General features: G+C 70.7%; 23 protein-coding genes and 2 pseudogenes. 13 read left to right on the top strand and 12 right to left on the bottom strand.

Going from position 1 to position 24349, the window contains the following annotated elements; all coding sequences use genetic code 11:
- Positions 1 to 89 (bottom strand): annotated as a pseudogene (locus tag ACFVIU_RS38620) (IS5/IS1182 family transposase); the annotation flags it as partial.
- Positions 90 to 317: 228 nt separating this feature from the next.
- Between ACFVIU_RS38620 and ACFVIU_RS38615 the strand changes: the two are divergent.
- Positions 318 to 482: pseudogene (locus ACFVIU_RS38615) on the top strand (pirin-like C-terminal cupin domain-containing protein); the annotation flags it as partial.
- 1045 nt (positions 483 to 1527) lie between these two features.
- On the opposite strand, the gene ACFVIU_RS38610 reads toward ACFVIU_RS38615, so the two are convergent.
- Complete coding sequence (locus ACFVIU_RS38610) at positions 1528 to 2475, bottom strand: LuxR C-terminal-related transcriptional regulator (RefSeq protein ID WP_385848443.1); 948 nt, start codon at positions 2473 to 2475, stop codon at positions 1528 to 1530.
- A 772-nt stretch (positions 2476 to 3247) separates the two neighbouring features.
- Between ACFVIU_RS38610 and ACFVIU_RS38605 the strand changes: the two genes are divergently transcribed.
- From ACFVIU_RS38605 to ACFVIU_RS38570, 8 genes are all read left to right on the top strand, one after another.
- The gene (locus ACFVIU_RS38605) at positions 3248 to 4273 is read left to right on the top strand and encodes an NAD-dependent epimerase/dehydratase family protein (protein WP_385848442.1); all 1026 of its coding nucleotides are present in this window, start codon (positions 3248 to 3250) and stop codon (positions 4271 to 4273) included.
- Positions 4274 to 4374: 101 nt separating this feature from the next.
- Positions 4375 to 5382 (top strand): UbiA prenyltransferase family protein, encoded by a 1008-nt coding sequence (locus ACFVIU_RS38600; protein WP_385848440.1) that lies wholly within the window; start codon positions 4375 to 4377, stop codon positions 5380 to 5382.
- 54 nt (positions 5383 to 5436) lie between these two features.
- Complete coding sequence (locus tag ACFVIU_RS38595; protein ID WP_385848438.1) at positions 5437 to 6528, top strand: glycosyltransferase; 1092 nt, start codon at positions 5437 to 5439, stop codon at positions 6526 to 6528.
- The gene (locus tag ACFVIU_RS38590; RefSeq protein ID WP_385848437.1) at positions 6525 to 7694 is read left to right on the top strand and encodes an endonuclease/exonuclease/phosphatase family protein; all 1170 of its coding nucleotides are present in this window, start codon (positions 6525 to 6527) and stop codon (positions 7692 to 7694) included. The genes ACFVIU_RS38595 and ACFVIU_RS38590 overlap by 4 nt, the downstream gene beginning before the upstream one ends.
- A 77-nt stretch (positions 7695 to 7771) precedes the next feature.
- Positions 7772 to 8794: a glycosyltransferase family 2 protein gene (locus ACFVIU_RS38585; RefSeq protein WP_385848435.1), complete on the top strand. Its 1023-nt coding sequence runs from the start codon at positions 7772 to 7774 to the stop codon at positions 8792 to 8794.
- On the top strand, positions 8791 to 9783 hold the full coding sequence (locus ACFVIU_RS38580) for a hypothetical protein (RefSeq protein WP_385848434.1): 993 nt from the start codon (positions 8791 to 8793) through the stop codon (positions 9781 to 9783). Before ACFVIU_RS38585 ends, ACFVIU_RS38580 begins: the two co-directional genes overlap by 4 nt.
- 53 nt (positions 9784 to 9836) lie before the next feature.
- Complete coding sequence (locus ACFVIU_RS38575; protein ID WP_385848432.1) at positions 9837 to 10826, top strand: UTP--glucose-1-phosphate uridylyltransferase; 990 nt, start codon at positions 9837 to 9839, stop codon at positions 10824 to 10826.
- Positions 10827 to 10973: 147 nt separating this feature from the next.
- Entirely contained in the window at positions 10974 to 11951 is a 978-nt protein-coding gene (locus tag ACFVIU_RS38570) for an aldo/keto reductase (RefSeq protein ID WP_385848430.1), read from the top strand.
- A gap of 113 nt (positions 11952 to 12064) precedes the next feature.
- Here the strand turns inward: ACFVIU_RS38570 and ACFVIU_RS38565 are convergent, their stop codons facing one another.
- Together ACFVIU_RS38565 and ACFVIU_RS38560 are read right to left on the bottom strand one after the other, a co-directional pair.
- The gene (locus ACFVIU_RS38565) at positions 12065 to 12601 is read right to left on the bottom strand and encodes a hypothetical protein (protein WP_385848429.1); all 537 of its coding nucleotides are present in this window, start codon (positions 12599 to 12601) and stop codon (positions 12065 to 12067) included.
- 28 nt (positions 12602 to 12629) lie between these two features.
- The gene (locus ACFVIU_RS38560; protein WP_385848427.1) at positions 12630 to 13190 is read right to left on the bottom strand and encodes a hypothetical protein; all 561 of its coding nucleotides are present in this window, start codon (positions 13188 to 13190) and stop codon (positions 12630 to 12632) included.
- Positions 13191 to 13445: 255 nt separating this feature from the next.
- Here ACFVIU_RS38560 and ACFVIU_RS38555 point away from each other — a divergent pair, with 255 nt between their 5' ends.
- Positions 13446 to 13955 carry a MarR family winged helix-turn-helix transcriptional regulator gene (locus ACFVIU_RS38555; RefSeq protein WP_385848425.1) on the top strand — a complete coding sequence of 170 codons (510 nt, stop codon included), beginning with the start codon at positions 13446 to 13448 and terminating at the stop codon, positions 13953 to 13955.
- Positions 13956 to 13965: 10 nt separating this feature from the next.
- On the opposite strand, the gene ACFVIU_RS38550 is transcribed toward ACFVIU_RS38555, so the two are convergent.
- The 7 genes from ACFVIU_RS38550 to ACFVIU_RS38520 all read right to left on the bottom strand — a co-directional run bounded on the left by ACFVIU_RS38550 (position 13966) and on the right by ACFVIU_RS38520 (position 21043).
- On the bottom strand, positions 13966 to 15183 hold the full coding sequence (locus tag ACFVIU_RS38550; protein WP_385848423.1) for a PP2C family protein-serine/threonine phosphatase: 1218 nt from the start codon (positions 15181 to 15183) through the stop codon (positions 13966 to 13968).
- Positions 15161 to 16960 (bottom strand): PP2C family protein-serine/threonine phosphatase, encoded by a 1800-nt coding sequence (locus ACFVIU_RS38545; protein ID WP_385848422.1) that lies wholly within the window; start codon positions 16958 to 16960, stop codon positions 15161 to 15163. Before ACFVIU_RS38545 ends, ACFVIU_RS38550 begins: the two co-directional genes overlap by 23 nt.
- Positions 16957 to 18003, bottom strand: coding sequence for an ATP-binding SpoIIE family protein phosphatase (locus tag ACFVIU_RS38540; protein ID WP_385848420.1), 1047 nt, complete (start codon positions 18001 to 18003; stop codon positions 16957 to 16959). The genes ACFVIU_RS38545 and ACFVIU_RS38540 overlap by 4 nt, the downstream gene beginning before the upstream one ends.
- Positions 18000 to 18446 carry an ATP-binding protein gene (locus ACFVIU_RS38535; RefSeq protein ID WP_385848418.1) on the bottom strand — a complete coding sequence of 149 codons (447 nt, stop codon included), beginning with the start codon at positions 18444 to 18446 and terminating at the stop codon, positions 18000 to 18002. Before ACFVIU_RS38535 ends, ACFVIU_RS38540 begins: the two co-directional genes overlap by 4 nt.
- Positions 18446 to 18853: an STAS domain-containing protein gene (locus ACFVIU_RS38530; protein ID WP_385848416.1), complete on the bottom strand. Its 408-nt coding sequence runs from the start codon at positions 18851 to 18853 to the stop codon at positions 18446 to 18448. The genes ACFVIU_RS38535 and ACFVIU_RS38530 overlap by 1 nt, the downstream gene beginning before the upstream one ends.
- On the bottom strand, positions 18850 to 19728 hold the full coding sequence (locus ACFVIU_RS38525) for an STAS domain-containing protein (protein ID WP_385848415.1): 879 nt from the start codon (positions 19726 to 19728) through the stop codon (positions 18850 to 18852). Before ACFVIU_RS38525 ends, ACFVIU_RS38530 begins: the two co-directional genes overlap by 4 nt.
- 154 nt (positions 19729 to 19882) lie before the next feature.
- The gene (locus ACFVIU_RS38520) at positions 19883 to 21043 is read right to left on the bottom strand and encodes a PP2C family protein-serine/threonine phosphatase (RefSeq protein ID WP_385848413.1); all 1161 of its coding nucleotides are present in this window, start codon (positions 21041 to 21043) and stop codon (positions 19883 to 19885) included.
- A gap of 219 nt (positions 21044 to 21262) precedes the next feature.
- Here ACFVIU_RS38520 and ACFVIU_RS38515 point away from each other — a divergent pair, with 219 nt between their 5' ends.
- Entirely contained in the window at positions 21263 to 21697 is a 435-nt protein-coding gene (locus ACFVIU_RS38515) for a MarR family winged helix-turn-helix transcriptional regulator (RefSeq protein ID WP_385848411.1), read from the top strand.
- 213 nt (positions 21698 to 21910) lie between these two features.
- Here the strand turns inward: ACFVIU_RS38515 and ACFVIU_RS38510 are convergent, their stop codons facing one another.
- The gene (locus ACFVIU_RS38510; RefSeq protein WP_385848410.1) at positions 21911 to 22324 is read right to left on the bottom strand and encodes an ATP-binding protein; all 414 of its coding nucleotides are present in this window, start codon (positions 22322 to 22324) and stop codon (positions 21911 to 21913) included.
- 199 nt (positions 22325 to 22523) lie between these two features.
- On the opposite strand from ACFVIU_RS38510, the gene ACFVIU_RS38505 reads away from it, so the two are divergent.
- Both ACFVIU_RS38505 and ACFVIU_RS38500 read left to right on the top strand, forming a co-directional pair.
- Entirely contained in the window at positions 22524 to 24053 is a 1530-nt protein-coding gene (locus ACFVIU_RS38505; protein WP_385848409.1) for a bifunctional phosphatase PAP2/diacylglycerol kinase family protein, read from the top strand.
- Positions 24054 to 24116: 63 nt separating this feature from the next.
- The coding region (locus tag ACFVIU_RS38500) for a helix-turn-helix domain-containing protein (RefSeq protein WP_385848407.1) at positions 24117 to 24349 on the top strand (233 nt) is incomplete at its 3' end.

Below are 24349 nucleotides of genomic sequence, written 5' to 3'. Positions count from 1 at the left end.
TGAGGCCGGACCGGCGCCGGCGGTACCACCCGCTGGAACAACGTCCACAGTTCTTCCGGCGCCATCCGCTCGACAAGCGCAGCAGTCATCACCCCCGACTGCCGCAAGATCACGCCAACTGAAATGACGTCTAAGGGTGGGGGCACTTCGACCACCGAGACCGCGGATGCTCGCACTCCTTGAAGAACGAGCCCATCCCCCGAACCAACGAATCCTGCGCCACGCCCGATCGACTCCTCGCACCTGATGCTGACCTTTTGCTGACCAGGAGCAGTCGCGCAGGTCTTTGACCTGCGGAAACAGCGGCGTAGTGCGATATGTGGTGGAACTTCGTGGCCCGCTCCCAGGAGGAGATCGAACGGGCGCGGGAGGACTGGATGAACGGCGTCCGCTTCGGCGCGGTGAAGGGTTACGACGGGGCCCCACTGCGCGCACCGAAGCTGCCGGAAGTACCGCTGAAACCGCGCGGAAGGGTGCGTTGACACGAGGGGAGTCCACATGATCCGCCGGACAGAACCTCATCATCAGGTGATCCCGTTGCAGTGTGCGCATGGCCACACGATGCCTCCGCGGTCAGTGTGTGCCAGGTGACTTCCCGGGCGGGACCGGCGGCAGGCTCGCACTCGACCCCTTGACCGCAGCGCCGAGGATACTTTCGGAGCACAGGCCGAAGACAGTGATGTCCACCGGGAAGTTACCGGTGTTCCTGCCCGCGACCGACCACTGCAGGGGCAGACCATCACGGGGGAACCGAGGGCTACTGCGGCTCAGGACGAAGGTGCTGTCCGCGTTGCCGGTGCTCGATGAGACGAAACTGCCGCCCCCGGTAACCAGTTCCCCGGGCGGGCACTCACCGGTCTGGGCGAAACCGGTCTGCCCAGGCCCCAGCCGTGCCCCTCCTGTGACCACGTGCGTTACGGCGGCCCCCTGAGCGCTTGCCTGGCCAGACGCCAGTGGAACGACAGCGGCGACTCCTGCGCCGACGCCGAGGGCCGTCACGACGGCCAGACCTACGAGGCGGGTGCGTTTCATGACGACCTTCCGGATGAACGATGGACGCTATCCGTCTTTTCCACCACAGCGGCGCAGATGCACCGCTTCACCCAAACGTCGTAAGCAGAATCGATCCAGTCGCCTCTGACCGAGCGAGGGTCACAGGCTCCGCTTGAGGTTCTGGCTCACGGACCCGGACTGCTGCACCCGGCTTGGGACCGTCACCGTCCTCGTGCTCGCCCAAAGGCCCTCGGCCGGCGGACAGACCGTAGGCGGCAGAGCCGATTCCGCCCGAACACCGTGCAGCTGGCCATGCGGCCCCTGAGGGGCACGAGCGCCAGGGGGCCGTCGGTCGACCGGCGGGGTGCGAACGCACGGCAGTCACCCGCGCCGGGGCGACGGGCGTGTGGTCCACGACCCGTCTGCGACCGGCCCGTGCGCCCCGGTGCCGAGTTCAGGGTGGCCAACGACCGTGCCGTTGCGCTATGATGTCATATGGGAGCGCTCCCATGATTCGGAATGCCGACCGCACCCCTATTCCGACGGCGCTTCAAGGGCTTCCGCGTCCACGAATTCACGGATCGCGAAACCGGCCTGGAAACGCGTCTCGGAATCAAATCGCTGCATGATCTCTGATATGTGCTTGCGGCAGGTGCGCACTGATATCGCGAGGCGCCGCGCGATCATGTCGTCACGCATACCGTCAGCCAGCATCCTGACAATCGACCGCTGAACACCCTCGGCCAGAGCGCCGTTTTCCGCATTCGACGGGAAAGGTGTTCCGTGGGTCCACGTCATGTCGAACACACGGCAGAGGAAACGCACGGTCGAAGGCTGGGTCACAACGGTCGCACCCTCCGCCGCCTCCTCGTCCGCCAGGAAGGCGACGGAGCGGTCGAAGGCGATGAAACGCGGCGGCAGGTCTGCCAGGGTGCGCACCTGCGCCCCGTGGCTCACCGCCTTCTCCACATACGCCTGGGTGGGCCGGTCCCGCCGCGCCGCGTGCTGGTAGAGCACCTTCATGCGTACGCCCCGGCCCAGCATCGCCAGGTCGCGGTCGATCGCCTCCTCCAGCAGGTGCGCCGGCCGCCCACCGCCGGGCTGGCAGGTCAGCACCTCCTCCACACAGGCTGAAGCGGCCTCCTCGATCAGCTCGTTGACCGTGCCGACGTCCGGGATGCGCAGCGGTCCGTCGCCGTTCCCGCCCTCCAGGGTGAGCGTCTGGAACACCGCCCGCAGGCCGGCCACACCCCGACGCGCCGACCCGAGGCAGTCCAGGGCCTCCCGCAGCGAGTGCTCCAAGTCGCCGGTGAGCAGCCCGAAGGCCAGCTCGGCGGGCACCGCCTCCATCCGCTCGTCCGGGGGCTCGGCGGGAACGTCCGCACCGCCGACGGCACGCAATAGATGAAGGGAACGTAAATTTTTCAGTACTTCCTCCGCCTCCTTCACCGGAATTCCGAGTTCCTGAGCCGCGTCCCGCACGTCAACGCCGCCTCTCCGTCGGGCCCGCTCGTATACCTGCGCCTGGATGCGCTCCAGTTTCCCGTCCTCAGAATCTGGTGTCGACACTTTTCGCCTTCCGTGAGGGCATTTGCTGCATGCATCAAGATGCAGCCAGGATCACTGTACATTCACTTGAGCCGGAAACGATGATCTGTAGGACATCAGCCGATCAAAGGGTCTCCACAATGTGTGTTCCCTGTCGTCCGCAGAGCGAATTCTCTGCCTCACACGACACCGCCTGGGGTGGCCGACCGGGAGGCAGCCCCCGGCCCGGTACCGCACCGGCCACCGACCGGTAGTCCGCGCCGCCCGCGCCCGGAGCGCCCGTGCCGCGCTCCGTACCGGCGCCGTCAGCGCCACCGGCGACTGACCGGCACACCGACCAGTGAACAGCGCGACATGGACGTGACCCGCGGACCCTCCGCCCCGGGCCCCCCGCAACGATGCGGGCGCCGCCGCCCCGGGCAGGACCCAGCCGGTCGGCGCGGGCAGACCCCCGCTGCGACGTCCGCCCTCTCCTGCGCGGCAGGCGCGAGGAGCACCCTCCCCACGGCAACGAGGCCGTGCCTGCGCGAGGCTCCCACGGACTGCCGCTCCCCGCCGTACGACACACTCCCGCGAAGAGGTGTTGCATGTCCCGCTTGCATGGTTCCCCCATCCCGGTTCGAAGCCGACGGCGAACGCCTCGGACCGTCAGGCACCTGTCCACCGCCCGCACCGGCCGGGCCGGCGCGCGGTGAGCCGCGTCGTCGTGACCGGGGCAGCCGGGATGCTCGGCACCGCCCTGGTCGACCGCTTCGCCCGGGACGGCCGTCAGGTTGTCGGCCTGGACCTGCTCCCGCCCGCCGCCGCCCACCCGGACGTGGAGTGGATCGAGGGCGACATCCGCGACCCCGCCGCCGTCGGGAAGGCGGTACGGGGAGCCGATCTGGTCGTGCACAGCGCGACCGCGTTGCCCACGTACGCCGAGCACGAGATCCGCTCCATCAACGTGGACGGCGCCCGCACCCTGCTCACCGGGTGCCGGGACGCGGACGTGCCCCGCGTCATCCACCTGTCCTCCGCCGCCGTGTACGGCGTGCCCAGGACCGTGCCGACGCCGGAGGTGCACCCCCCGAGGCCCTGTGACCCGTACAGCCGCTCCAAGGCCGCGGCGGAGGAGGTCGTGGCCGAGTTCCGCGCGGCCGGCATGGTGATACCGGCGTTGCGCGCCAAGACCTTCGTCGGACCGGGCAGGCTCGGCCTGTTCGCCATGCTCTTCGAATGGGCGCACGAGGGCCACAACTTCCCCATGCTGGGCGGTGGTGACGTGCGCTCCCAGATGCTCGACGTGGACGACCTGGTCGACGCGGTCGTCGCCGCGGCGGCCCATCCGGACGACAACGCTGTCAACACGGCGTTCAACATCGCCGCCACCGAGTTCCGCACGCTGCGCCAGGACTTCCAGTCCGTGCTCGACGCGGCGGGCCACGGCAAGCGCGTGGTCGCCCTCCCCACCGCACCCGCCGTGGCCGTGCTCAAGGTGCTCAGCCGGACGGGGCTGTCCCCCGTTTACGGCAGGCTGCTCCAGAAGCTCCAGGTGGACAGTTACGTCTCCACCGAGCGCGCGGCCGAGGTGCTCGGCTTCCGTCCCCGGTACTCCAACCGCGAGGCGCTGCTGCGTACCTTCGACTGGTGGCGGCGCGAGCACGCCCGCAGCCACGGCGCCCCGACCGGGCGGACCAGCCGTGCGCCCTGGAAGCAGGGCGCCCTCTCCCTCGGCAAGGCGCTGTTCTGATGGCGCCCATCCGCCGCGGGTTCCCTCCGCCGCCGCGCCCGGTGACGCCTCCTTACTCCCGGACCACCGTTCACGACGCGCCTCCCACTTCTAGGAGAGCCATGTCCGTTGCGGATTCCGCCCCCCGCCCCTCCCCCACCGAGGGTGCCGCACCCTCGCAGCTCGCCGTCGGCCCGCCGCCGGGCGCCGTGTCCGCGCCGCCCGCGCCGCATCTGCTGCCACCTGATCCTCTGCCGTACCGGCGGGGACCGGTACGCGCCTTCGTCGCGCTCGCCCGGCCCAAGCACTGGGTGAAGAACATCTTCGTCGTCGCCCTGCCGGTGCTGCTCACCGGACCGGTGACCCCGTCGGCGCTGCGTGCCGTGGGCGTCGCCGTCGCCCTGTTCATCACCGCCTCGGTGAGCGTGTACGTACTCAATGACCTGGTGGACCGCGAACGCGACCGGCTGCACCCCGTCAAGCGCCACCGACCGCTCGCCGCCGGCGAGTTGAGCGCCGGGTCCGCCTGGGTGACGCTCGGTGTGCTGGCCGCCGTGCAGGTCGCCGGGGTGCTGCTCGGCGGCGTGGACCGGTTCTGGCCAGTGCCTGTCTATGTCGCCCTCAACGTCGCCTACAGCTTCCGCCTCAAGCACCTGCCGATCGTCGACGTGTTCGCGCTCGCCGGCGGGTTCGTGCTGCGCGGCGCCGAGGGTTACCTGGCACCGGGCCTGACGCCGTCCGCCTGGCTGCTGATGTGCGTCTTCACGCTCTGCCTGGTGCTCGCCCTGGGCAAGCGCCGACGCGAACTGAGCGAGAGCGGCAGCGCGCACCGCCCGGCGCTGACCGGCTACACGACCCAACTGCTCGACTACATGGTGGTGGTCAGCGCCAGCCTGTCGGTGATGATCTACGTCGTCCATCTGTTCGTCCCGCCGTCCCACCCGGCCGCGATCGCCCTGATCCTGGTGACGGTGCCCTGCGCGGTCTTCGCGCTGTTCCGCTACCTCCAGGTCGTCCTCGTCCACGGCGGTGGCGGCGACCCGGTCCGGCTGCTGCTCAGCGACCGGGTGCTGATGGCCGTGGGACTGCTGTGGGCCGTACTGATCGTGCTCCTGCCCGGCCCGGCCTGACGTCTTCAGGCCGTCCGCCCCGCACCGACCACCGCTTCCGAGGAAGGCACCGCCATGTCCGGCACACCGCTGGTGTCAGTGATCATCCCGAACTACAACTACAGCCGCACCCTGGGTCTTTCCATCCGCTCCGCGCTCGAGCAGGACTATCCGAACAAGGAGATCATCGTCGTCGACGACTGCAGCACCGACGACTCCCTGGCCACCGCCCGGGCGATGCCCGGCATCACCGTGCTGAGCACGCCGGCCAACGGCGGCTCCGCCGTCGCCCGCAACCTCGGTGTCGAGCACGCCTCCGGCGAGATCCTGATGTTCCTCGACTCCGACGTCGCCCTCGCCCAGGGCGCGATCACCGAGGCCGTAAAGCAGCTGCTGGCCGACCCGGAGCTGGGCGCCGTCTGCGGCATGTACGAACCCGAACCGCTCATCCGCGACAGCCTGGTGGAGGAGGCCCGCTGCCTCCAGGCCTACTACTGGCGCTACGACTCCGAGGGTTCGGTCAGCTTCCTCATCTCCGCCATCTGCGCGATGCGCGCCGAGATCTTTCACGAGATCGGCGGCTTCAACCCGCAGCTGCGGCAGACCGAGGAGGTCGACTTCGGCGAGCGGCTGTCCCAACGCTACGAGATACGACTGACCAACCGCATGCGCGGCGCGCACGACGACGACCACGAACTGTTCGCCCTGATCCGCAAGATGTTCGTGCGGGGCCGGTTGCGGGTGCCGCTGTACGCCCAGCGCAAGCGGCACGCCGAGGGGTTCGAGACCATGGCACGGTCCTGGGCCGCGCTGTTCGGCCTGGCCGCCGTCCTGCTGCTGTGCGCACCGCTCCTGCTGGGGCCGCTCGGCTGGCTGCTGCCTGCCGCGGCGTTCACCGCGGTCGTCCTCTGCGACCTGGGCATGTACGCCTTCGTCGCGCGGCGCAAGGGCCTGCTGTTCCTGCCCCCGTTCTTCGGCGTGCTGCTGGTCTTCAACGTCACCGTGGCCACCGCCGTCCTCTTCGGCGCGGTGCACTGGCTGATCTCCCCGGGGTTCCGCCGGCTCTACGAGCGTGAGCCACGCGCCGACACCGCCGGCCCGGCACCGGGCGTACCGGCACCGCGGCGCGGGGCGAAGGACGAGACCGGTGGGGTGCTCCTGCCGTGACCGAGTACCTCACCACCGGCCGCGGCCCGACCGCCGCCGACCGCCTCTCCGCCGGCCCGCAGCGGCCGTCCGACACCGACCGCCCCGGGCCGTTCCGGCGTGCCGCCCGGCGGCTCGGCCGAGTGCGGTGGCTGTGGGCGGCGACCTGGCTCTGGCTGGCCGTGGCCCTGATCCACTTGGCGCTGTCGGGTCGCTGGTGGCTGATGCTCCTCCCGGATCTGGCGCCGCCGCTGGTGTACGCGGCCGTACCGTTGCTGCTGGTGGCGGCCGCCCTCGCCGGCCGGCTGCGGCGGACCGCGCCCCCGCACCGGGTCACCTGGACGATCGTGGCCGGCGCCGTCGCCGCGCTCGTCCTCAGCTGGAACTCCTGCGGGGTGCAGTGGGGCGTGCTCGTCCACGACTCCCCGTCCGGCACCCCCGATCTGCGGGTCGTCTCCTGGAACACCCGGCTCTGGGGCAGCGGCACCGGCCGGGCGGTGTTCTACCGCACCATCCGGGAGCGGAAGGCGGACGTCTACCTCCTCCAGGAGTACATCACCTCGCACGACAACGGGGCGACGTCCGATCCCATCGACGAACTCGCCCAACTGCGGAGCTACTTCCCCGGCTACCACATCATCGTCCGCGGCGAGCTGGTCACCCTCTCCCGGCTACCCGTGGTGTCCGCGCACAGCATCGGGCCCGGCGCCGGCGTGGAGCACGGGCGCTGGCCGTGGCAGACCAGGTTCGCCGAAGAGAAGGTGCTGCGCACCGACGTCCGGGTCGGCGGACACACCGTGTCCCTGTACAACGTGCACGTCCCGGTCCAGATCAACATCGGCGTCAGCCCGCTGGGCAGCCGACTGTACCGGATGATGCACGCCAACGAACGTGCGCGGAAGGCCCAGTTCGAGGGCCTGGCCGACGACCTGCGCACCAACTCCCTGCCCACGGTGGTGGCCGGTGACTTCAACACCAGTCCGGCCATGGGGGACCTGCACACCCTGCGCGGCATGATGCGGGACGCCGCCGACGCCGGGGGCAGCCTCTATCCGGCCTCCTGGGGCCACCTGTGGCGGCTCGACTGGGCCTTCCTCAGCGGCTCCATCGCGGCCGACCACTACCGCATCGACCCGATGGACGGGATCTCCGACCACCGGGCGCAGATCATGTCGTTCACCGTCTGACGGCCCGGCCGGACGGCGGCCCCTGTCCGGCCGCCGTCCCGCGACTCGTGGACCGCTGAACCGAAAGGCCCGGCCTCGTGCAACCCACCGTCTCGGTCGTCATCCCCAACTACAACTACGCCAGGACACTGCGGCTCTGTCTGAAGTCCGTCTTCGATCAGGAATATCCTCTGCACGAGGTGATCGTGGCCGACGACAACAGCACCGACGCCTCGCGGGAAATCGCCGCCGAGTTCCCCTGCACCGTGCTGCACCTCAACCCCAACGGCGGGGTGTCCGCCGCCCGCAACGCCGCCGTGGCGGCCAGCAGCGGCGACATCCTGTTCTTCCTCGACTCCGACGAGACCATCGCGCCGAACGCCGTCAAGGAGGCCGTGCGCCTCCTCACCGAGGACCCCGGACTCGGCTGTGTGCACGGCGTTTTCGCCCCCGAACCGCTCATCGACGACGGCCCCGTCGAGTGGTATCGCACCCTGCACGCCCACCACTGGCGCACCAAGGCGCTGGGCGAGACATCCACCGTCATCTTCGTCGCCACCGCGATGCCGCGACGGGTCTTCGACGAGGTCGGCGGCTTCGACACCACCCTGCGCGACGCGGAGGACGTGGAGTACAGCGACCGGCTCTCCGCCAAGTACCGCATCCTGCTGACCGACCGGATCGTTGCCTGGCACGACGAGGAGTCGAGGATGGGCCGCATGCTGCGCGAGTCCTTCCGACGCTCGCAGTTCCTGGTGCCGTTCGGCGCCGCGCACCGCCGCAAGAAGGGCGCGCTCCGGGTCAACACCACCGGCGGTGTCGCAACGGCGATGCTCACCCTGGTCACGTTGCCGCTGGTCGCCGCGGGTTCCTGGTGGACGCTGGCGCCGCTCGCAGCACTGACCGGCTTCGTCTTCTCCGATCCCGGACTGCTCGGCGTGGTGCGCCGCCACCGCGGTTCCGGTTTCCTGCCGTTCTTCCTGCTGTGCCATCTGCTCGTCAACATGACCATCGGTCTGGGGGCGCTCTGGGGCGTCGTGCGGATGGTCTTCACCGACTTCGGAACCCCGACGGCACGCCGCCGGCCGGAACCGGCCGGCCTGGGCGGTGAGACCGGATGACCTCACTGTCCCGCCGCCGGGCCCTGCGGGCTGTCGTCACGACCGCGTTCGTGGTCGCCGCGGGTTACGGCATGTACCGGGCGCTGGGCGACTCCACCGACGGGGTCGCCGACTTCCTGGCCCGCGGCGACGCTCCCGCCGTGCTCGCCGGCGCCGCCGTGCTCGACCTGGCCGGGCTGACCCTCGGCATGACGGCCTGGCGCAGTCTGCTCAGCGGTCTGGGGCATCCGCTCGGCGCCGGGCCCACGATGCGGATCTACGGCGCCGCGATGCTGGGCAAGTACCTCCCCGGCCCGTTCTGGAGCGGTCTGGCCAGCGTCCACACCGGGCGGGCCAGCGGTGTGCCCGCGGCCCGCATGATCGCCGCGTACGCGCTGAACTCGGCGCTGGTGCTGCTGACCGCGGGCGTGGTGGGCATCGCCGCGGCACCGGCCGTCATGGACCACTCCGCCGTCGTGCTCGTCCTCGGGCTCGCGCTGTTCGGCGTGCTGTTGCACCGGCCCCGGCTGGTGCTGATGCTGGCCGGGGCGATCGCCCGGGTGCTGCGCAGGCCACCGCCACAGGCCCCGTTCGCGGAGCGGCTGCTGCGCCGGTCGATCCTCGTGCAGGTGGTGTCCTGGGCGGTCGGCGGGCTGCATCTGGCGCTGATCGTGGCCGTCTTGAGCGGCCCGCTGGACGCCCACACCGTACTGCTGTGCGTGGGCGGCTTCGCCCTGGCCTCCGCAGCCGGGATGCTCGTGCTGGTGGTCCCGGACGGCGCCGGGGTCCGCGAGGTCGTGCTGACCCTGGCGCTCGCTCCCGTCCTGACCACCCAGCAGACCGTGACGGCCGTCGTCGTCAGCCGGCTGGCGTGCACCCTCGCCGAGGTCTCCGGTTCGCTCGCCGGACTCGCCGCCGCGGCGCTGCTGGCGCGCCGCGGGCCGCGTCCGGCCCCGGGCGGCCCTGGGCGCACCGCGGACCTGGCGCCCTCGGCCCCCTCCGAAGTCTGAGCCGGGCACATCTCTCCCTCCTTGCCGCCTGCTCCCCCATGAGAGAGGTACGCATGTTCGCGCATCCCCCCGTCACCAAGGCCGTCGTCCCCGCCGCCGGCCTCGGAACCCGGTTCCTGCCGATGACCAAGTCCACTCCGAAGGAGATGCTGCCGGTCGTCGACAAGCCGGCCATCCAGTACGTCGTCGAGGAGGCCGCCGCGGCGGGCCTCTCCGACGTGCTGATGATCACCGGCCGCAACAAGCACTCCCTGGAGGACCACTTCGACCACAACTTCGAACTCGAGTCCGTCCTCGCGCAGCGCGGTGACCGTGACAAACTCGCCAAGGTCCGCGCCAGCAGCGAACTCGGCACCCTGCACTACGTCCGGCAGAAGGTGCCCCGCGGCCTGGGCCACGCCGTGCTCTGCGCCCGCTCCCACATCGGTGACGAGCCCTTCGCGGTCCTCCTCGGCGACGACCTCATCGACCCCCGGGATGCCCTGCTGCGCCGGATGCTCGACGTGCGGCAGGCCATGGGGGGCAGCGTCATCGCCCTCATGGAGGTCGATCCCGCCCAGACGCACCTGTACGGCTGCGCCCGGATCGCCGGGGCCGACGGCGGCGACGTGGTGCGCGTGACTGGCCTGGTGGAGAAGCCGCCGCCCGGCGCCCAGCCCAGCAACTACGCGGTCATCGGCCGCTATGTGCTCCAGCCCGAGGTCTTCGGTGTACTGGAGAGGCTGGGCCCCGGGCACGGCGGCGAGATCCAGCTGACGGACGCCCTGGAGACGCTGGCGGCCGGCGGCTCCGTGCACGGCGTGGTCTTCTCCGGCCGCCGCTACGACACCGGCGACCGCCTTGACTACCTGCGCTCGGTGGTACAACTGGCCTGCGATCATTCGGAGTTGGGGACGGAGTTCAGTGAGTGGCTGACCGCCTACGTCACCTCCCGGATGGTCGAGCCGGGGGCCGAGGCGCTACCGGGAGCCCTCGGGTGGCCTCGGGCGCCGCACCCGGGGCTGCCGGCCGGCCCCCTCTCCGCAACCGGCCGTGGCCGGTAACGGTCCCCGCGCGGCGTACTTCCCCGTACTGTGTCGTACCCGTCCCACCGGCCATCCTTCTCTGCCCACGGATCCGTCCGGCAGCCCGTCCAAGGTTCTTCTACGCTGCCCCGGTACCAGGGCCCTTCCCACGTGTCTGGAGCCAAGATGACGCAAGCGCACCGCCTCATCGGTGACACCGCCATTCCCCCCCTGGGCATGGGGTGCTGGGCCATCGGCGGCCCATTCCGGGCCGGTGACACCCCGGCCGGCTGGGGCAAGGTCGACGACGCGGAGTCCACCCGGGCGGTGCGCCGGGCCGTGGACCTGGGCATCCGCTTCTTCGACACCTCCGACGTCTACGGCACCGGGCACAGTGAGCGCATCCTGGGCGCGGCCCTGGCCGGTCACCGCGACGATGTGCTGATCGCCACCAAGTGGGGCAACGTCTTCGACGAGGGCAGCCGCCGGATCACGGGCGAAGACCCGAGCCCGGCTCATGTCCGGCGCGCTGTCGAGGCGTCGTTGACCCGGCTCGGCACCGACCGCATCGACCTCTACCAGTGGCATCTGGGCGGCGCCTCCGCCGAGCAGGCGCAGGAGATGCAGGGCGCGCTGGAGGCCCTGGTCGCGGCGGGCAAGATCCGCCACTACGGGTGGAGCACCGACGATCCGACCCTGCCCACCGCGCTGGCCGGTCCCCATTTCGCCGCCGTCCAGCACGAGTTGAACGTGCTGAACGACGCGCCGGACATGCTGCGCCTGGTCGCCGAGCACAACTGGGCCAGCATCAACCGCAGTCCGCTGGCCATGGGGCTGCTCAGCGAGAAGTACACCAGTGGCACCCGACTCGGCCAGGACGACGTACGGGGCGACGAGGCACCGCCGTGGATGCGGTACTTCGCCGACGGCGCCCCGGCCGGCGAATGGCTCAAGCGGCGTGACGCTGTGCGCGAGATCCTGACCTCGGGCGGACGCTCCTTGGTCCAGGGCGCCCTGGCATGGATCTGGGCGCGCAGTCCGCACACGGTGCCCATCCCCGGCTTCCGCACCGTCGCACAGGTCGAGGAGAACGCCGCTGCCCTCGGCCGGCCCCCGCTGACCGCCGGCGAACTGAGCGAGATCGACGCCCTGCTGGGCCGCTGAGCCACCGGCCAGGTCACCGGGTGGCGGGCACTGCGTCTTGAAGAACGAGCCCATGGCGGCCCGGGCCGAAGGGGGCGCCGTGGCCTGTTCTCCGGCCCGGGGCGGTCACGGGCTCAGGTGCTGAGCAGGCGGTTGAAGAAGGAGCGGTAGCGCCGCAGCGCTCCCCGGAGCTCCTCCGTGTCCACCTGCTCGCCCTGGCTCCACTGTCCTTCCAGGTCCTTCTTGTGCTGGGCGAAGGTGGAGGCCAGGGTCTGCATGACGTCCGCGACGAGGGTGTCGGCGTCGTGCACGGCCTCGCGGGGGTCGTCCACGAACCTGTTCTGGATCGTCTGCCAGCGGTCGCGGAAGGCTCGCTCGTCGCCGTCCGTCAGAAGTTGCGGAGTCTCGTCGTCCGACGCGCCCGTGGCCTGCGGGGCCTCGTCGTCCGACGCGCCCGCCTGCGGCGCCTCGGACTCCGCGCCCTCGGCATCGGCTCCGCCGGTGACGGACGTGCCGCCCTCGCTCGGCGTGCCGGTGCTCTCACCCGGATAGACAGGGGCGCGCCCGGAGGTCTCCTCCGGCTCGGCGCCCAGGCCGGTGTCGGTCGTCTGGGCGAGGTCCTCGGTGGACAGACCGCCGGTGATGCGGTCCGCATCCTCGTTTCTCTGCATGGCGTTCCTCTGCGGGGTGTGATCGCGGTCAGGCCCGGGCGGATCCCGCCCGGCCGCCGCCGTCGGAGAGCAACTCGTCGAACAGGGCGCGGTAGTGCACCATGGCACCCCGCAACTGCTCGGTCGTCGCCTGCCTGCGGGTGGAGAGGTCCTCCACCTCGTGCGCGGCCCGGTAGTGCTCCAGCGTGGCGCCGTGCTCCACCGACAGGTCCTTCATCTGTTGCTCGAACCCCTCGGTGGGGTATCCGCGCTCGTGCATGAGGGAGGTCACCAGCCGGTCGGCGTCGTGCACCGCATCCTCCGGCCGGTCGACGAACTCCTCCTGGACGCTGCTCCACTCCCGCGTGTAGCGGTCCCGTGAGACGGGAGGCAGCGGTTTGATCTCCAGCGAGTCGTGTCGCCTCTCGCGCTCCCGGAGCTCACGCTCGGCGGCGAGCCGGCTGTCGGATCCCTCGACCGTCCGTTCGTACTCCGGGCCGAAGCGCTCACGGAGGTGACGGCGTCGCATCAGCAGTGAGACCGCCACAGCGGCCAGAGCGATCACCACCACGATCGGAATGATGATCGCCAGAAGCGTTCCCGTCGACATGGGCACACGCTCCTCAGGGAGTAGTGATATGCAGCCTCCATGTCCCCATTTCCACCGACTTCACCCGAGGTTTGGTTGCAAATACTTCACCACAGGAACATGTACGTCCCAGATCGCCTCGGAACATTCGCATCAGCCGGCGTCCGGACGACGTCCAGCGCCGCAGCAGACTGCTTGCGCCTCACTTCTTCGGGTACAGCGATTGAATGAGAATTGTCCTCACAGTATGCGGATCTCACTGAAAGCGATGTGTTCGTGACCCGTCTCGACGACCCCGGCGGCGACCGTGTGGAGGGAGCGGGCGCTGGCCCGGACGCTGTCGCGCTGGAGATCGCCGATGCCGTGGAGAGTCTCACGAACCTGTGGTCGCTGACCGCGCAGGAGGCGGCCCTTCGTCTGTCCTTGCACCAGCTGCGGGCGCTGCGGACCCTTCAGACGGCACCGGGGCTGAACCTCACGACCCTGGCCGAACGGCTTGATATAGGGCTTCCCACGGCCAGTCGGCTCTGTGACCGGCTGGAGGCGGCGGGGATGCTGGAACGCGCGCTGCATCCGGAGAAGCGCCGCGAGGTGCGGCTGAGCCTCACCGCGCAGGGACGCCGGGTCCTGGAGGACGTGGCGGAGCGGCGGGCCCAGGCGCTGACGGTCGCACTGACGGCCATGGAGCCGGCGGAGCGGTCGGCGCTGAGCCGCGGTATGAGGGCCTTTCTCGCCGCTCAGAGGCGAGCGCGGCCCCTGCCGGAAGAGCCGCCGGACGCCCAGTGACGGAAAGGGGTCAGGTGGCTTCGGGGGTGAGCCACGCCGCGTCGGTGTTCCTGCCCGTCCAGTCGAGGCAGACGACCGACGCGTCGGAGGTGAGGTCCTTGCTGCCGAAGTGCTCGATCAGCCCGGCGACCACCGCGCGCGCCGTCTCGTGCGGCGTGGTCTGACGTGTCGCGCTCAGGATCTGGCGCAGGGCGCGTTCCCCGAAGACGTCTCCGGTGGCCGAGCGGGTGCTGTGGACGCCGGTGCTGATGACGACCAGGCGGTCCCCTGGCTGCACCTGAAAGGTCTGCTCCTCGTACGGGGTCTCCTCGAACATCCCCAGCGGGAGCTGTGCTTCCAGCTCTATCAGATCGATGCCCGTGGCGCCCAGGCGGTACAGCTGCGGTGAGCCGGCGTCGACCGCGCGCACGGTCCCGGAGTCCAGGTCGAAGCGCAGCAGAAGCGTCGAGGCATATGCCTTGCCGCCGTACTGGGCGAATACGGCCTGGTCCGCCAGGGCGGCTTGGTCGGCGAGGCCGAGGCCGGCGCGGCGGGCGTTGCGCAGGGCGCCGACGGCGAGGCTGGTGAGCAGCGAGGCCTCGATGCCCTGACCCATGCCGTCGGTGACGGTGAGGGTGAGGTGGTCGGCGCTGGTGCTCCAGTCGAAGTTGTCACCGCCGACGGCATAGGCCGGCTCCAGATGGGCGCCGATGGTGTACTCCCGGCGGGCGCAGCCGCGCCCCGGCAGAAGCTGCCACTGCATCTCGGCGGCGAGGGTGAGACGGCGGGTACGGCGGGCCTGAAGGTACAGGTCGGTGTCCCGGCCGGCCGTGACCACCTCGTGGCCGAGGGCCGTGGCGAACTCACCGAGTCTGAGCACCGTGGCCGGGTCCGCGGCGGTGGCGGGTACCCGGACGGTCAGGACGCCGAGCCGGTCACCGCGGACGGTGATGGGCAGGTGAACCCGCTCCGTCGTCGTGTCGGCAATGACCTCGACCACCGGCTTCTGACTGGTGAACGCGGTGCCGGCCGGACCCTCGTACGCGGAGACCGGTTCGCCCGTGTGCGGCAGGTGCGTGACCGGTTGCAGGACTGCCAGGCCGTAGTCGGCCAGGAGGAGGGTGACGTCCCGGGCACCGAAGCGCTCGGCCAGCAACGAGGCGGCGGTGGCGACGAGCGCGTGAGGCGGGACGGCCCGCAGCAGGCTCTCCGCGGACGGGAACGGTTCAGAGGCATTCACGGCGTCCACCCTCTCCCCTTGTGGCCTCCACGCTATCGCGGCGAGGGCCCGTTCCCGAGCGCTCGGGCAGGACCTCCGGCGTGGTGGTGCGGCACAGCAGGAGACAGACGTCGTCGTCGCGTTCGGAGTCGTGGAGCAGCGGCTTGAGCAGCGACTCGGCGCAGGTTTCGAGATCTTCCAGTTCGGGCTCGTCCAAGGCGGCCAGGGTCTGGCTGAGCAACTCGATCCCAGGGTCGATTCCGTGGGCACGCCGCTCCACCAGGCCGTCGGTGTACAGGACGAGCGTCGAGCCGGGTGGCAGTTCGGCGGTGTGGTCCTCGTACTCGAAGGGCAGGGGGACCCCCAGCATGACGCCCGGTTTGGTGTCCAGGACGCGCACGCCGCCGTCGGGCACGCGGACCACGGCCGGCGGATGTCCGGCGGCGGACCACACGACGTGCGGATCACCCGGGCGGAAACGGGCGATCATGGCGGTCGCGTACAGGTTCGGCTGCTGGTGGTGGAGCATGCGGTGCAGGCGGCTGAGGATCTGCGCGGGGCTGTCGTTTTCGACGGCGTAGGCGCGCAGGGCGGTGCGCAGCTCGCCCATCATGACGGCGGCGTGCAGGCCGTGTCCGGTGACGTCTCCTATGACCGTCAGCAGGCTGCCGTCGGGCTGGGGAAAGGCGTCGTACCAGTCTCCGCCGATGTTGAGTCCGCGGGTGGCGGGCAGGTAGCGAGCGGCCAGGCGCAGGCTGTCGGTGGTGGGCAGGTCGGTGAGCTGGGCGCGTTGGAGTGCCTCGGCGGTGTCCCGGTGCTGTTCGTAGCGCAGGGCGTGGTCCAGGGCGATGGCGGTACGGCGGGCCAGTTCCAGCAGCATGACGCCGGTGTCCGGGTCGAAGCGGTCGCCGTGGGGGATGAGGGTCAGCACACCCAGCGTCCGGCGCACGGTGAGGGGAATGCTCAGCACCGACCCGGTGGGGTTCATCGCCGAGGGCGGGAGGTCGTCGATACCCGAGAGTCCTCCCGGATAGGGTGCCGCGTGCTGCGGGCGATCGGTACGGGCAGCGGCCACCGCGGCGGCCGAGTGAGCACGGTTCCTGTCCGCCTGTTCGTCGTCGAAGATCCACACGTCGACGTGGCTCGCGTACTCGGGAACCAGCAGCTCGGGAAGGCGCCGCAGGATGTCCCTGTGGTCCAGGGACGCGGTCACCGCCGCGCTCGCGTCGCCCAGGAAGGTCAGCAGGCGCCGTGCCTTCTCCGCCTCGGCCCGCGCGGCCCGCTCGGCGTCGAGGAGTGTGCGCTGGGTGAGCGCGGCCGCGTCCAGCTCGGCGTGCAGGGCCAGCACGCCCTGGTTGGTCTGGTGCAGTTCCTCCCGGTGCAGGACGAGCAGCTTCTCGGTCTCGTCGAGCCGGTTCAGGACCGCCGCGGTCTCCTCGTCCGCCGCGAGGACGACCTCGGCGGGGTCGGCGTCGTCCAGCGCCGCCGGGACGGGCAACTCGTGTGAGGGGGGACCTGGGCAGGCGAGCGTGAGCCGCCATGGCGGCATCTGCTCGCGCGTCGGCGGGGTGGGTCGTACGACGGCCTGGACCTGCCCGGCGCGGCCGGGGCCGGCCTCCCGGACGGTGAGGGTGAGTTCCGCACCGCCCTGACCGAGACACTGGCGCAGCCGCGCCGTGAGCTCGGTGAGGAAACGGGCCCGCTCGACCTCGGGCGCGCCCAGGGCGGTGGTGAGGAGCGCCGCGAAGGTCCGGGCACGGGCGGCTTCCGTGGCGGAGGTGATCTTCCGAACGTCTGGCGTGATCATGGGTGCCGGTCCGCAGGGTCGAAGGCCAGGACGGCCACACTGGTGTCGTCGCGTACGGGACTGGCGGGGCTGTTGGCATCCCGCAGGATGGTCGCAGCGACCACCGCCGGGTCGTGGGTGAGGAGACCGGGGTCGTCGGGCGGCACCCACCTGCTGGGCAGTCCGTCGCTGTGCAGGACGAGCAGACTGCCCGGCTGCCAGGACCGGCGCTGCACGGGCACGGTCGCCGGGAAGTGGGCGCCTACGATGCCGGGGTGGGAGACAAGGTGCTCCCATGAGCCGCTGGCGTACAGCCGGGCGCCGATGTTGCCGACTCCGGCGAAGGCGAGTTCCGCACTGTCCGTGTTCAGCTGGGCGACGGCGACGGCCGCGCCGCGGGTGCGCCGCAGGGCAGGGTGCAGTTGGCGCAGGATCTCGGCGGGGGGAAGGTGTGCGGCGCGGTGCAGCTCGTCGACCGCCGCGCTGGAGGCTTCCGCCGCCTTGGCGCCGTGGCCGAGGCCGTCGGCGAGCATCAGGGTCAGCCGGGGACCCGATCGGCTCCAGCACCAGGCGTCTCCCGAGTGCTCGGCCTGGGCGAGCGGGACGTTGATTCCTCCCGTCCGGAGGACCGGCCGGTTCTTCTCCCGTCCGGTGCTCTGGTCGATGCGGGCCACGGCGACGGTGCCCCGGTGGGTGCTGTACAGGTCGAAGGTGCTGGATATGCGCATGCATGTGCCCAGACCGGCACCGAGCGACGCCTTGCTGGTGGTGTAGCCGTCGCGCATGGCCGCGTCGACATCGGGGATGCCGGGGCCGTGGTCGAGGGCGGTGAGCTGCACCGCCGGGGTACGGGCGTCCTGTCGGGGGCAGTCGACCAGGTCGATCACGATCCGCCCGCCGCCGGCGTGTTTGAGCAGGTTGGTCGCCAGCTCGGTGGCGACCAGGGCGGCGACCGCGATGCGGTGCGGGTCGAGGCGGGCATGCGTGCCGGCCGCCTCGGCCGCCACCCGGACGTCCCGTACGCGGGTGGAGTCGTGCACCGGGATGTCCCAGACGCGCGTCATCGCAACCCCGAGCGAGCCGCGGGCACGCCCGCTGTCCAGGCGATGACGGTGACGGTGGTGCCCCGGCCGGGACCGGTGTCGATCTCGAACTCGTCCATGAGGCGTTTGGCGCCGCTGAGGCCGAGCCCCAGGCCGCCGCCCGTGGTGTATCCGTCCGTCATGGCCAGCTCGACATCACGGATCCCGGGACCGTTGTCGACGAAGGACAGCCGCAGCCCGCGCGTCGTGCCCCGGGTGAGCGGAATGATCTGCACCTGCCCGCCACCGCCGTGGATCAGGGTGTTACGGGCCAGTTCGCTGGCCGCGGTGACCAGTTTCGTCTGCATCACCAGGCCGAAGCCGAGTTCGGCCGCGGACTGGCGTACCTGCTGACGTACCCAGGCGAGGTCCGCGTCCGAGCCGATCGGCAGGGTCGTCACCGTGTCAGGGTCGGACGTCGGCATCACGTCCCCCTCTCGCGTCCGCCCAGAGTGCTCGGCGGCTGCCGGAGCATTTCCAGGGCTCGTTCGACATCGAGGGCGGTGGCCAGGCCGGGCAGGGTGAGGCCCAGCTCGACCAGGGTGATCGCCACGGCCGGTCGCATACCGGCCAGGACGGTACGAACCGCCAGCAGACGGGCACTGGCCGCGATCTCGGCGAGGACACGTCCCAGGAAGGAATCGACGATCTCCACGCCGGAGATGTCGATGACCACACCGGTCGCGCCGCTGTCGGCGATGCGTTGGGTGATGTCGTGCTGGAGCTGCTCGGCCAGGCTGTCGTGCAGCTCGCCCTGGAGGGTGACCAGCAGGGTCTCCCCCAGGGCCAGGACGGGCACCGCGGCGGCGTACTCCGGGCGACGACCGGTCACGTCAGGCTCGCACGCGGGGACACTTCGATGCCCTGCTGGCCCAGGGCGTAGGCGAGGGCGTCGGCGAGCGAGGCGCGGGTGAGAACGGAACCCAGATCGATGCCGAGCTGCACGATGGTCTGCGCGATGGCCGGACGGATGCCGGAGACGATGCATTCGGCACCCATCAGCCGGGCGGCGGCGACCGTCTTCATCAGGTGCTGGGCGACGAGCGAGTCGACCGTGGGCACACCGGTGATGTCGAGGATGGCGTAGCGGGCGCGCTGGCCGACGATGCCCTCCAGCAGGGCCTCCATGACCACCTGGCTGCGGGCGCTGTCCAGGGTGCCGATCAGCGGCACGGCGACGACGCCCTCCCAGAGATTGATCACCGGGGTGGCCACTTCGAGCAGTTGCTGCCGCTGCCGCGCGATCAGCTCCTCCCCCGCGCTGAGCGCCGTCTGCATCACCACCAGACGCAGGGTGCCCATCAGCGCGGTCAGCGCCAGCAGGCTCTCCGCCGCCTCCGGAGCGGACGGGTCGGCGAACTCGGCCCGCAGCAGATCGACGACCGGCGCCCGCAGCGCGGCGACCTCGTCCGCGATCTGCGCGGGGCTCGATCCCGTGCGCGTCCGGGAGCCGGACATACGCCCGAGCTGCTCGCGCACGGTCTCGAATCCCGGTGCCTCGATGTCCTCCAGCCTCCCGGCCGACGCCACTTCGGAGAGCGCGTCCACGACGGCCTTGCACGCGTCCACGGCTTCGTCGCGCGAGACGGTGAAGACCGTCCGGAAGAGCGCGGCATCGGCCCAGCGCTGAGCGATCTGCTCCCGGCGGCGCTCCAGGAAGGTCCCCAGCCGGCGCGCCGTCGACGCGACCGCCTCTTGCTCCGACACCTACATCGTCTCCTCTGTACAGGATCAGCGGCCGCCGGGCGGCCATCCACAAGAGGCGATTATTGCCTCATGACAAACGTTAGCGCCGAGGGCGTGGTGCAAACTACACACGATCGACACATATCGAGAAGGAACTTGCGCGCCCCCGGTACGGTCAGCGTCCACGCCAGTCGAGGCATACCACGAGGGCATCGTCGTCGGGCGCGGGCCGGCCGCGGTGGCCGGTCAGCTCCCGCAGGATGGCGCGCGGCACCTCGGCGGCCGGCAGCAGTCGGGTGGCCTGGATCGCCCGGGCGAGCGCGACGTCGCCGTACGCCTCGCCCCGGGAGTCGGCCACCGCGTGCACCCCGTCGCTGACGAAGACCAGCCGGTCCCCGGGCTCGACCCGGAACTCCTGCGCGACGTAGTCGGTCTCCTCGAACATGCCCAGCGGAAGCTGGGCGTCGAAGGTGACGCGCTCGACCGCGCCGTCACGCAGCCGCAGCATCTGCGGGGAGCCGGCGTCGACCACCTTGGCGTGCCCTGTCGCGAGGTCGAAGTCGAACATCAGCATCGACAGGTAGCAGCGGCCCTGGTAGTGGGCATAGACCGCCTGGTCGGCCAGTGCGGCCTGGTCGTGGATGGCGATCCCGGCGCGCCGGGCGTTGCGCAGGGCGTTGATGGCCAGGTTGGTCAGCAGGGAGGCCTCTATGCCCTCCCCCATGCCATTGGTGACGTAGAGCATCAGGTGGTCGGCCGTGGCGGACCAGTCGAAGTTGTCACCGAAGATCGCGTACGCCGGCTCCAGCTGCGCACCCAGCTCGTACTCGGAGCGCGAGCAGGAACGGCCGGGCAGCAGCTGCCACTGCATCTCCGCGGCCAGGGTGAGCCGGTCCTTGCGCCGCGCCTGGAGATAGACGTCGGTGTCCCGCTCGGCCACGACCACCTCGTGGCCGAGCACCTCGGCGATGTCCGCGAGTTCGCCCAGGAGGCCGTGCACCCCGCCGTCGTCCGGCAGCGTCACGGACAGCACACCCAGCCGGTCCCCGCGCACGCTGACCGGGAGGTGCACGCGCACACGGCCGCCGAGGGCGGACTCGACGACCGGTTCCTGAGCCCCGAAAGCCCGTCCCACCACGCTGGTGTGCACGGACACCGCCTCCGTGGTGTGCGGCAGCGCCGACACCGGCTGGAGCACGGTCAGGCTGTAGTCGGCCATGAAGAGCTCCACGGACGCAGCCGCGTAATGCTCGATCAGCACACGACGGACAGCGTCGAACAACTCGTGGGGCGCCGCCGTGCGCAGGGCGCGCTCGGCGGTCACAAATCTGTTCACGATGGTAAACACACCAATCATTCGGCGGACACTTACCGACCCCGTTCACACGACGAGGCCGCACAATTCAGCCGCGCCAAGCCGTCCAAGCCGTCCAGGACGTCCGAAACATCTCTGGCCGCTGCGAGCGCCTAGTAGGCTGGCGGCCGTCCCAGTGCCTGCGAGAGTGTGACAGTGGCTGCTTTCCGCCCCCGCCCGGAACCCGTCGAGGTCGCCCGTGTGACCGCGACGGCCGGAGAGTTGCTGGAAGTCCTGTGGGGCAGGGCGTCGACCGCCCCGGCGTCCGCGTCCCAGATGCGGGTGCTGCTCACCCTGGAGCACCAGGACGGTATCAACCTGCGCACGCTCTGTGACACCCTCTCCTCCACGCCGCCGTCCACGAGCCGGCTGTGCGACCGACTGGTCGCGGCCGGCTTCGTCGAGCGCGTGGTCAGCCCGGCCGACCGGCGCGAAGTGCGACTGCACCTCAGCAGCCGGGGCCGCGCCTTCCTCGAAGACCTGCGCGCACGCCGGGAACAGGAGTTGCAGGCCGTGCTGGCACTCATGCCCTCGAGCAAGCGCATGGCACTGCTGGAGGGGCTGGAGGCGTTCTGCGGCGCGGCGGCGTTGCAGATACAGGACAAGGCCCAGCGCGCGGACGACCAGACTGCCTGACCACCAGGCCGCGCCACCGGAGTGTCCGCCCACCGGAACATTCCACACCCTTCCCCGTGCAGCACGACACGGCTACTTTCTTGCCCTAGGGTCATTATTGTCAAATGACAAGTGACGCCCGGGGCCCTTCTGGGATCCGGATACCCCGAGACCGCCTCAAGTCGACTGTGGGCCATGCCTCGAAATGGCGGAGTGCCTGGTCGACGGCGCGTGTCACCGGGGAACCAGGGCACAGATCGCCTTTCCGTTGGGGACCAGCACCACGGTGACCTTTCCGGCCAGACGGCGGATCATGGGCCAGCCGAAGCCGCCCCGCCGTCCGCTGAAGTCCGGAGCACGCGGACGAGGCGGCTCGGGATCCGAGTCGAGGACGGTCACCTCGACGGCGTCCGGCCGTGCGTCGAGGCTGAGCACGCAGGTCGCGCCGCGCGCGTGCCGCACCGCGTTCGTCACGAGTTCCGTCACGACGAGATCCACGTCCTGGGCGGCCCGGTCGTCGACCGGAGGAGCGAGCCGGCGCACGAACCGCCGGGCAGCCTGCCGCGCTTTCGCCGCAGCGTCGGAACGGTTGCGGAGTACCAGGCGCCGTGGAGCGCGCGTGACGTCTCCGTCATCGGGGTCGATCACTGTTCCTCCTTCGGTCACCGCCACGGTCGTTCTCGTCCCTCATCGGCTTCCCGGGACAGGGCGAGAGATGTTCGCCCGATGAGCGGACAGTGAGGGGAGCCAGGTTTCCGCCGCCCGGAAGAGTGATCGGTGCGGGGCTGGATCCGGTCGGCATGCGGTCGGTACGGGTGTGCGGCGCTCGGCGGGGTAAAGGGGGGCCATGAGTGATCGAACCCGGCGCCGCATCAGGAGTCTCCTGCGCGCCGCCGACCAGTCGCTGTTCCAGAAGGTGGCGGCGCGTGAGTGGCCCGCTGCCGAAGCGGTGCTACCGAGGATGAGCCGGAGCGCCAACCACGGTCTGCTGTGGGGCGGAGCCGCCCTCGGGATGTGGGTCTTCGGCGGGGCGCCGGGCCGCCGGGCCGCTGTCCGCGGAATGACATCACTGGCGCTGGCGTCCGCCACGGTGAACACCATCGGCAAACGCTCCGTCGGCCGGCCCAGGCCGATACTGGACGTCGTACCGGTCGTGCGGCATCTGCCTCGTCAGCCCATCACCAGTTCCTTTCCCTCCGGACACGCCGCCTCGGCCGCAGCGTTCGTGGCGGGGGTTGCCCTTGAATCGCCCCGGTGGGGCGCCGCACTGGCTCCGCTGGCCGCATCAGTGGCCTTCTCCCGTGTCTACACCGGAGTCCACTATCCAGGCGATGTCCTGGCCGGTGCTGCCCTCGGGGTGGGCGCGGCCTATGCGGTGCGCGGCCTGGTGCCGTCCCGCTCGCAGATGCCGCCGCCGGCCAGGCCGCGGGTGGACGTGCCCGCGCTCCCCGACGGGGAGGGGCTGGTCGTCGTCGTCAACCCGTCTTCCGGAAGTCAGCCGCAACTGGCTGCCCCGGTCAGGCAGTTGAAAGCACTGCTGCCGCGCGCCGAAGTCGTGTTCTACGACGAGGAGGCCGGGCCCTTGCCCAAGGTGCTGGCGAAGGCGGCCAGGGAGGCTGCGAACCGGGGCGGTGCGCTGGGAGTGTGCGGCGGCGACGGCACCGTGAACGCAGCCGCGACGGCCGCGCTCGGGGCAGACGTGCCTCTGATGGTGCTCCCCGGCGGCACGTTCAACCACTTCGCCGCCGATCTGGGGATCGACACGGTGGCCGACGCCTGCACCGCGGTGATGCAGGGCCGTGCCGTCCGTACCGACGTCGGCCGGATCAGGCCTCTGCGCGCGGCGGACGGCGATGCCGAGCCGGTCTACTTCCTCAACACCTTCAGTATCGGCGCCTACCCGGAACTGGTACGGCTGCGCGAGCGATGGGCCCCAAGGATCGGTGGGCCGCCGGCTGCCCTCCTCGGCGTCGCCCGGATTCTGCGCCAGGCGGACCCCCTCCAGGTCGAGCTGAACGGACACCGCCGATCCCTGTGGCTGCTCTTCGCAGGAAACGGCGTGTACCGCAGCGTCGGCATCGCGCCGGTCCGGCGCCACGACCTGGCCGACGGCATGCTCGACGTACGGGTCGCCCATGCCGGCCGCTTCGCCCGCACCCGCCTTCTGGCGGCAGCATGCGTCGGCCGCCTGACGAGGACACCCTTCTACGCGGCGGCAACACCGAAGCGTCTGGTGATCTCCGGCCTGCCCGAGGAGGCCTGCATGGCCTACGACGGCGAGGTGACCGACGCCCCTCCCGCTCTCCTCCTCGACAAGCTCGACGAGGCCCTGACCGTGTACCGCCCGGCAGGAGACGATCCCCCGGCCACCATCTAGTGACCTGAGTCAGAGATTCGTCGTTGATCGGGCATGAGTCGTCCGGGTCCGAAGATTCCGCCGTTGTCGGTCACTGACGCCCAGCGGGCTGTGCTGGAGGGCTGGTTACGTCGCCGGACTACGGCCCAGGCCCTGGCCCAGAGGTCGCGGATCGTGCTGGAGTGCGCCGAAGGCCACTCGATCATGGAAGTGTCCCGCCGACTGCGGATCACTCCGGACACGGTCCGCACCTGGCGGCGCCGCTTCATCGAACGCGGCCTGGACGGCTTGTGCGACGACCCGCGGCCCGGCGTCCC

Origin of the sequence: Streptomyces sp. NPDC127190, from assembly GCF_042672505.1 — a bacterium.
Classification (GTDB): domain Bacteria; phylum Actinomycetota; class Actinomycetes; order Streptomycetales; family Streptomycetaceae; genus Streptomyces.
The sequence above is the reverse complement of the archived record's forward strand: the minus strand, read 5'-3'. Positions and strand labels throughout refer to the sequence as shown.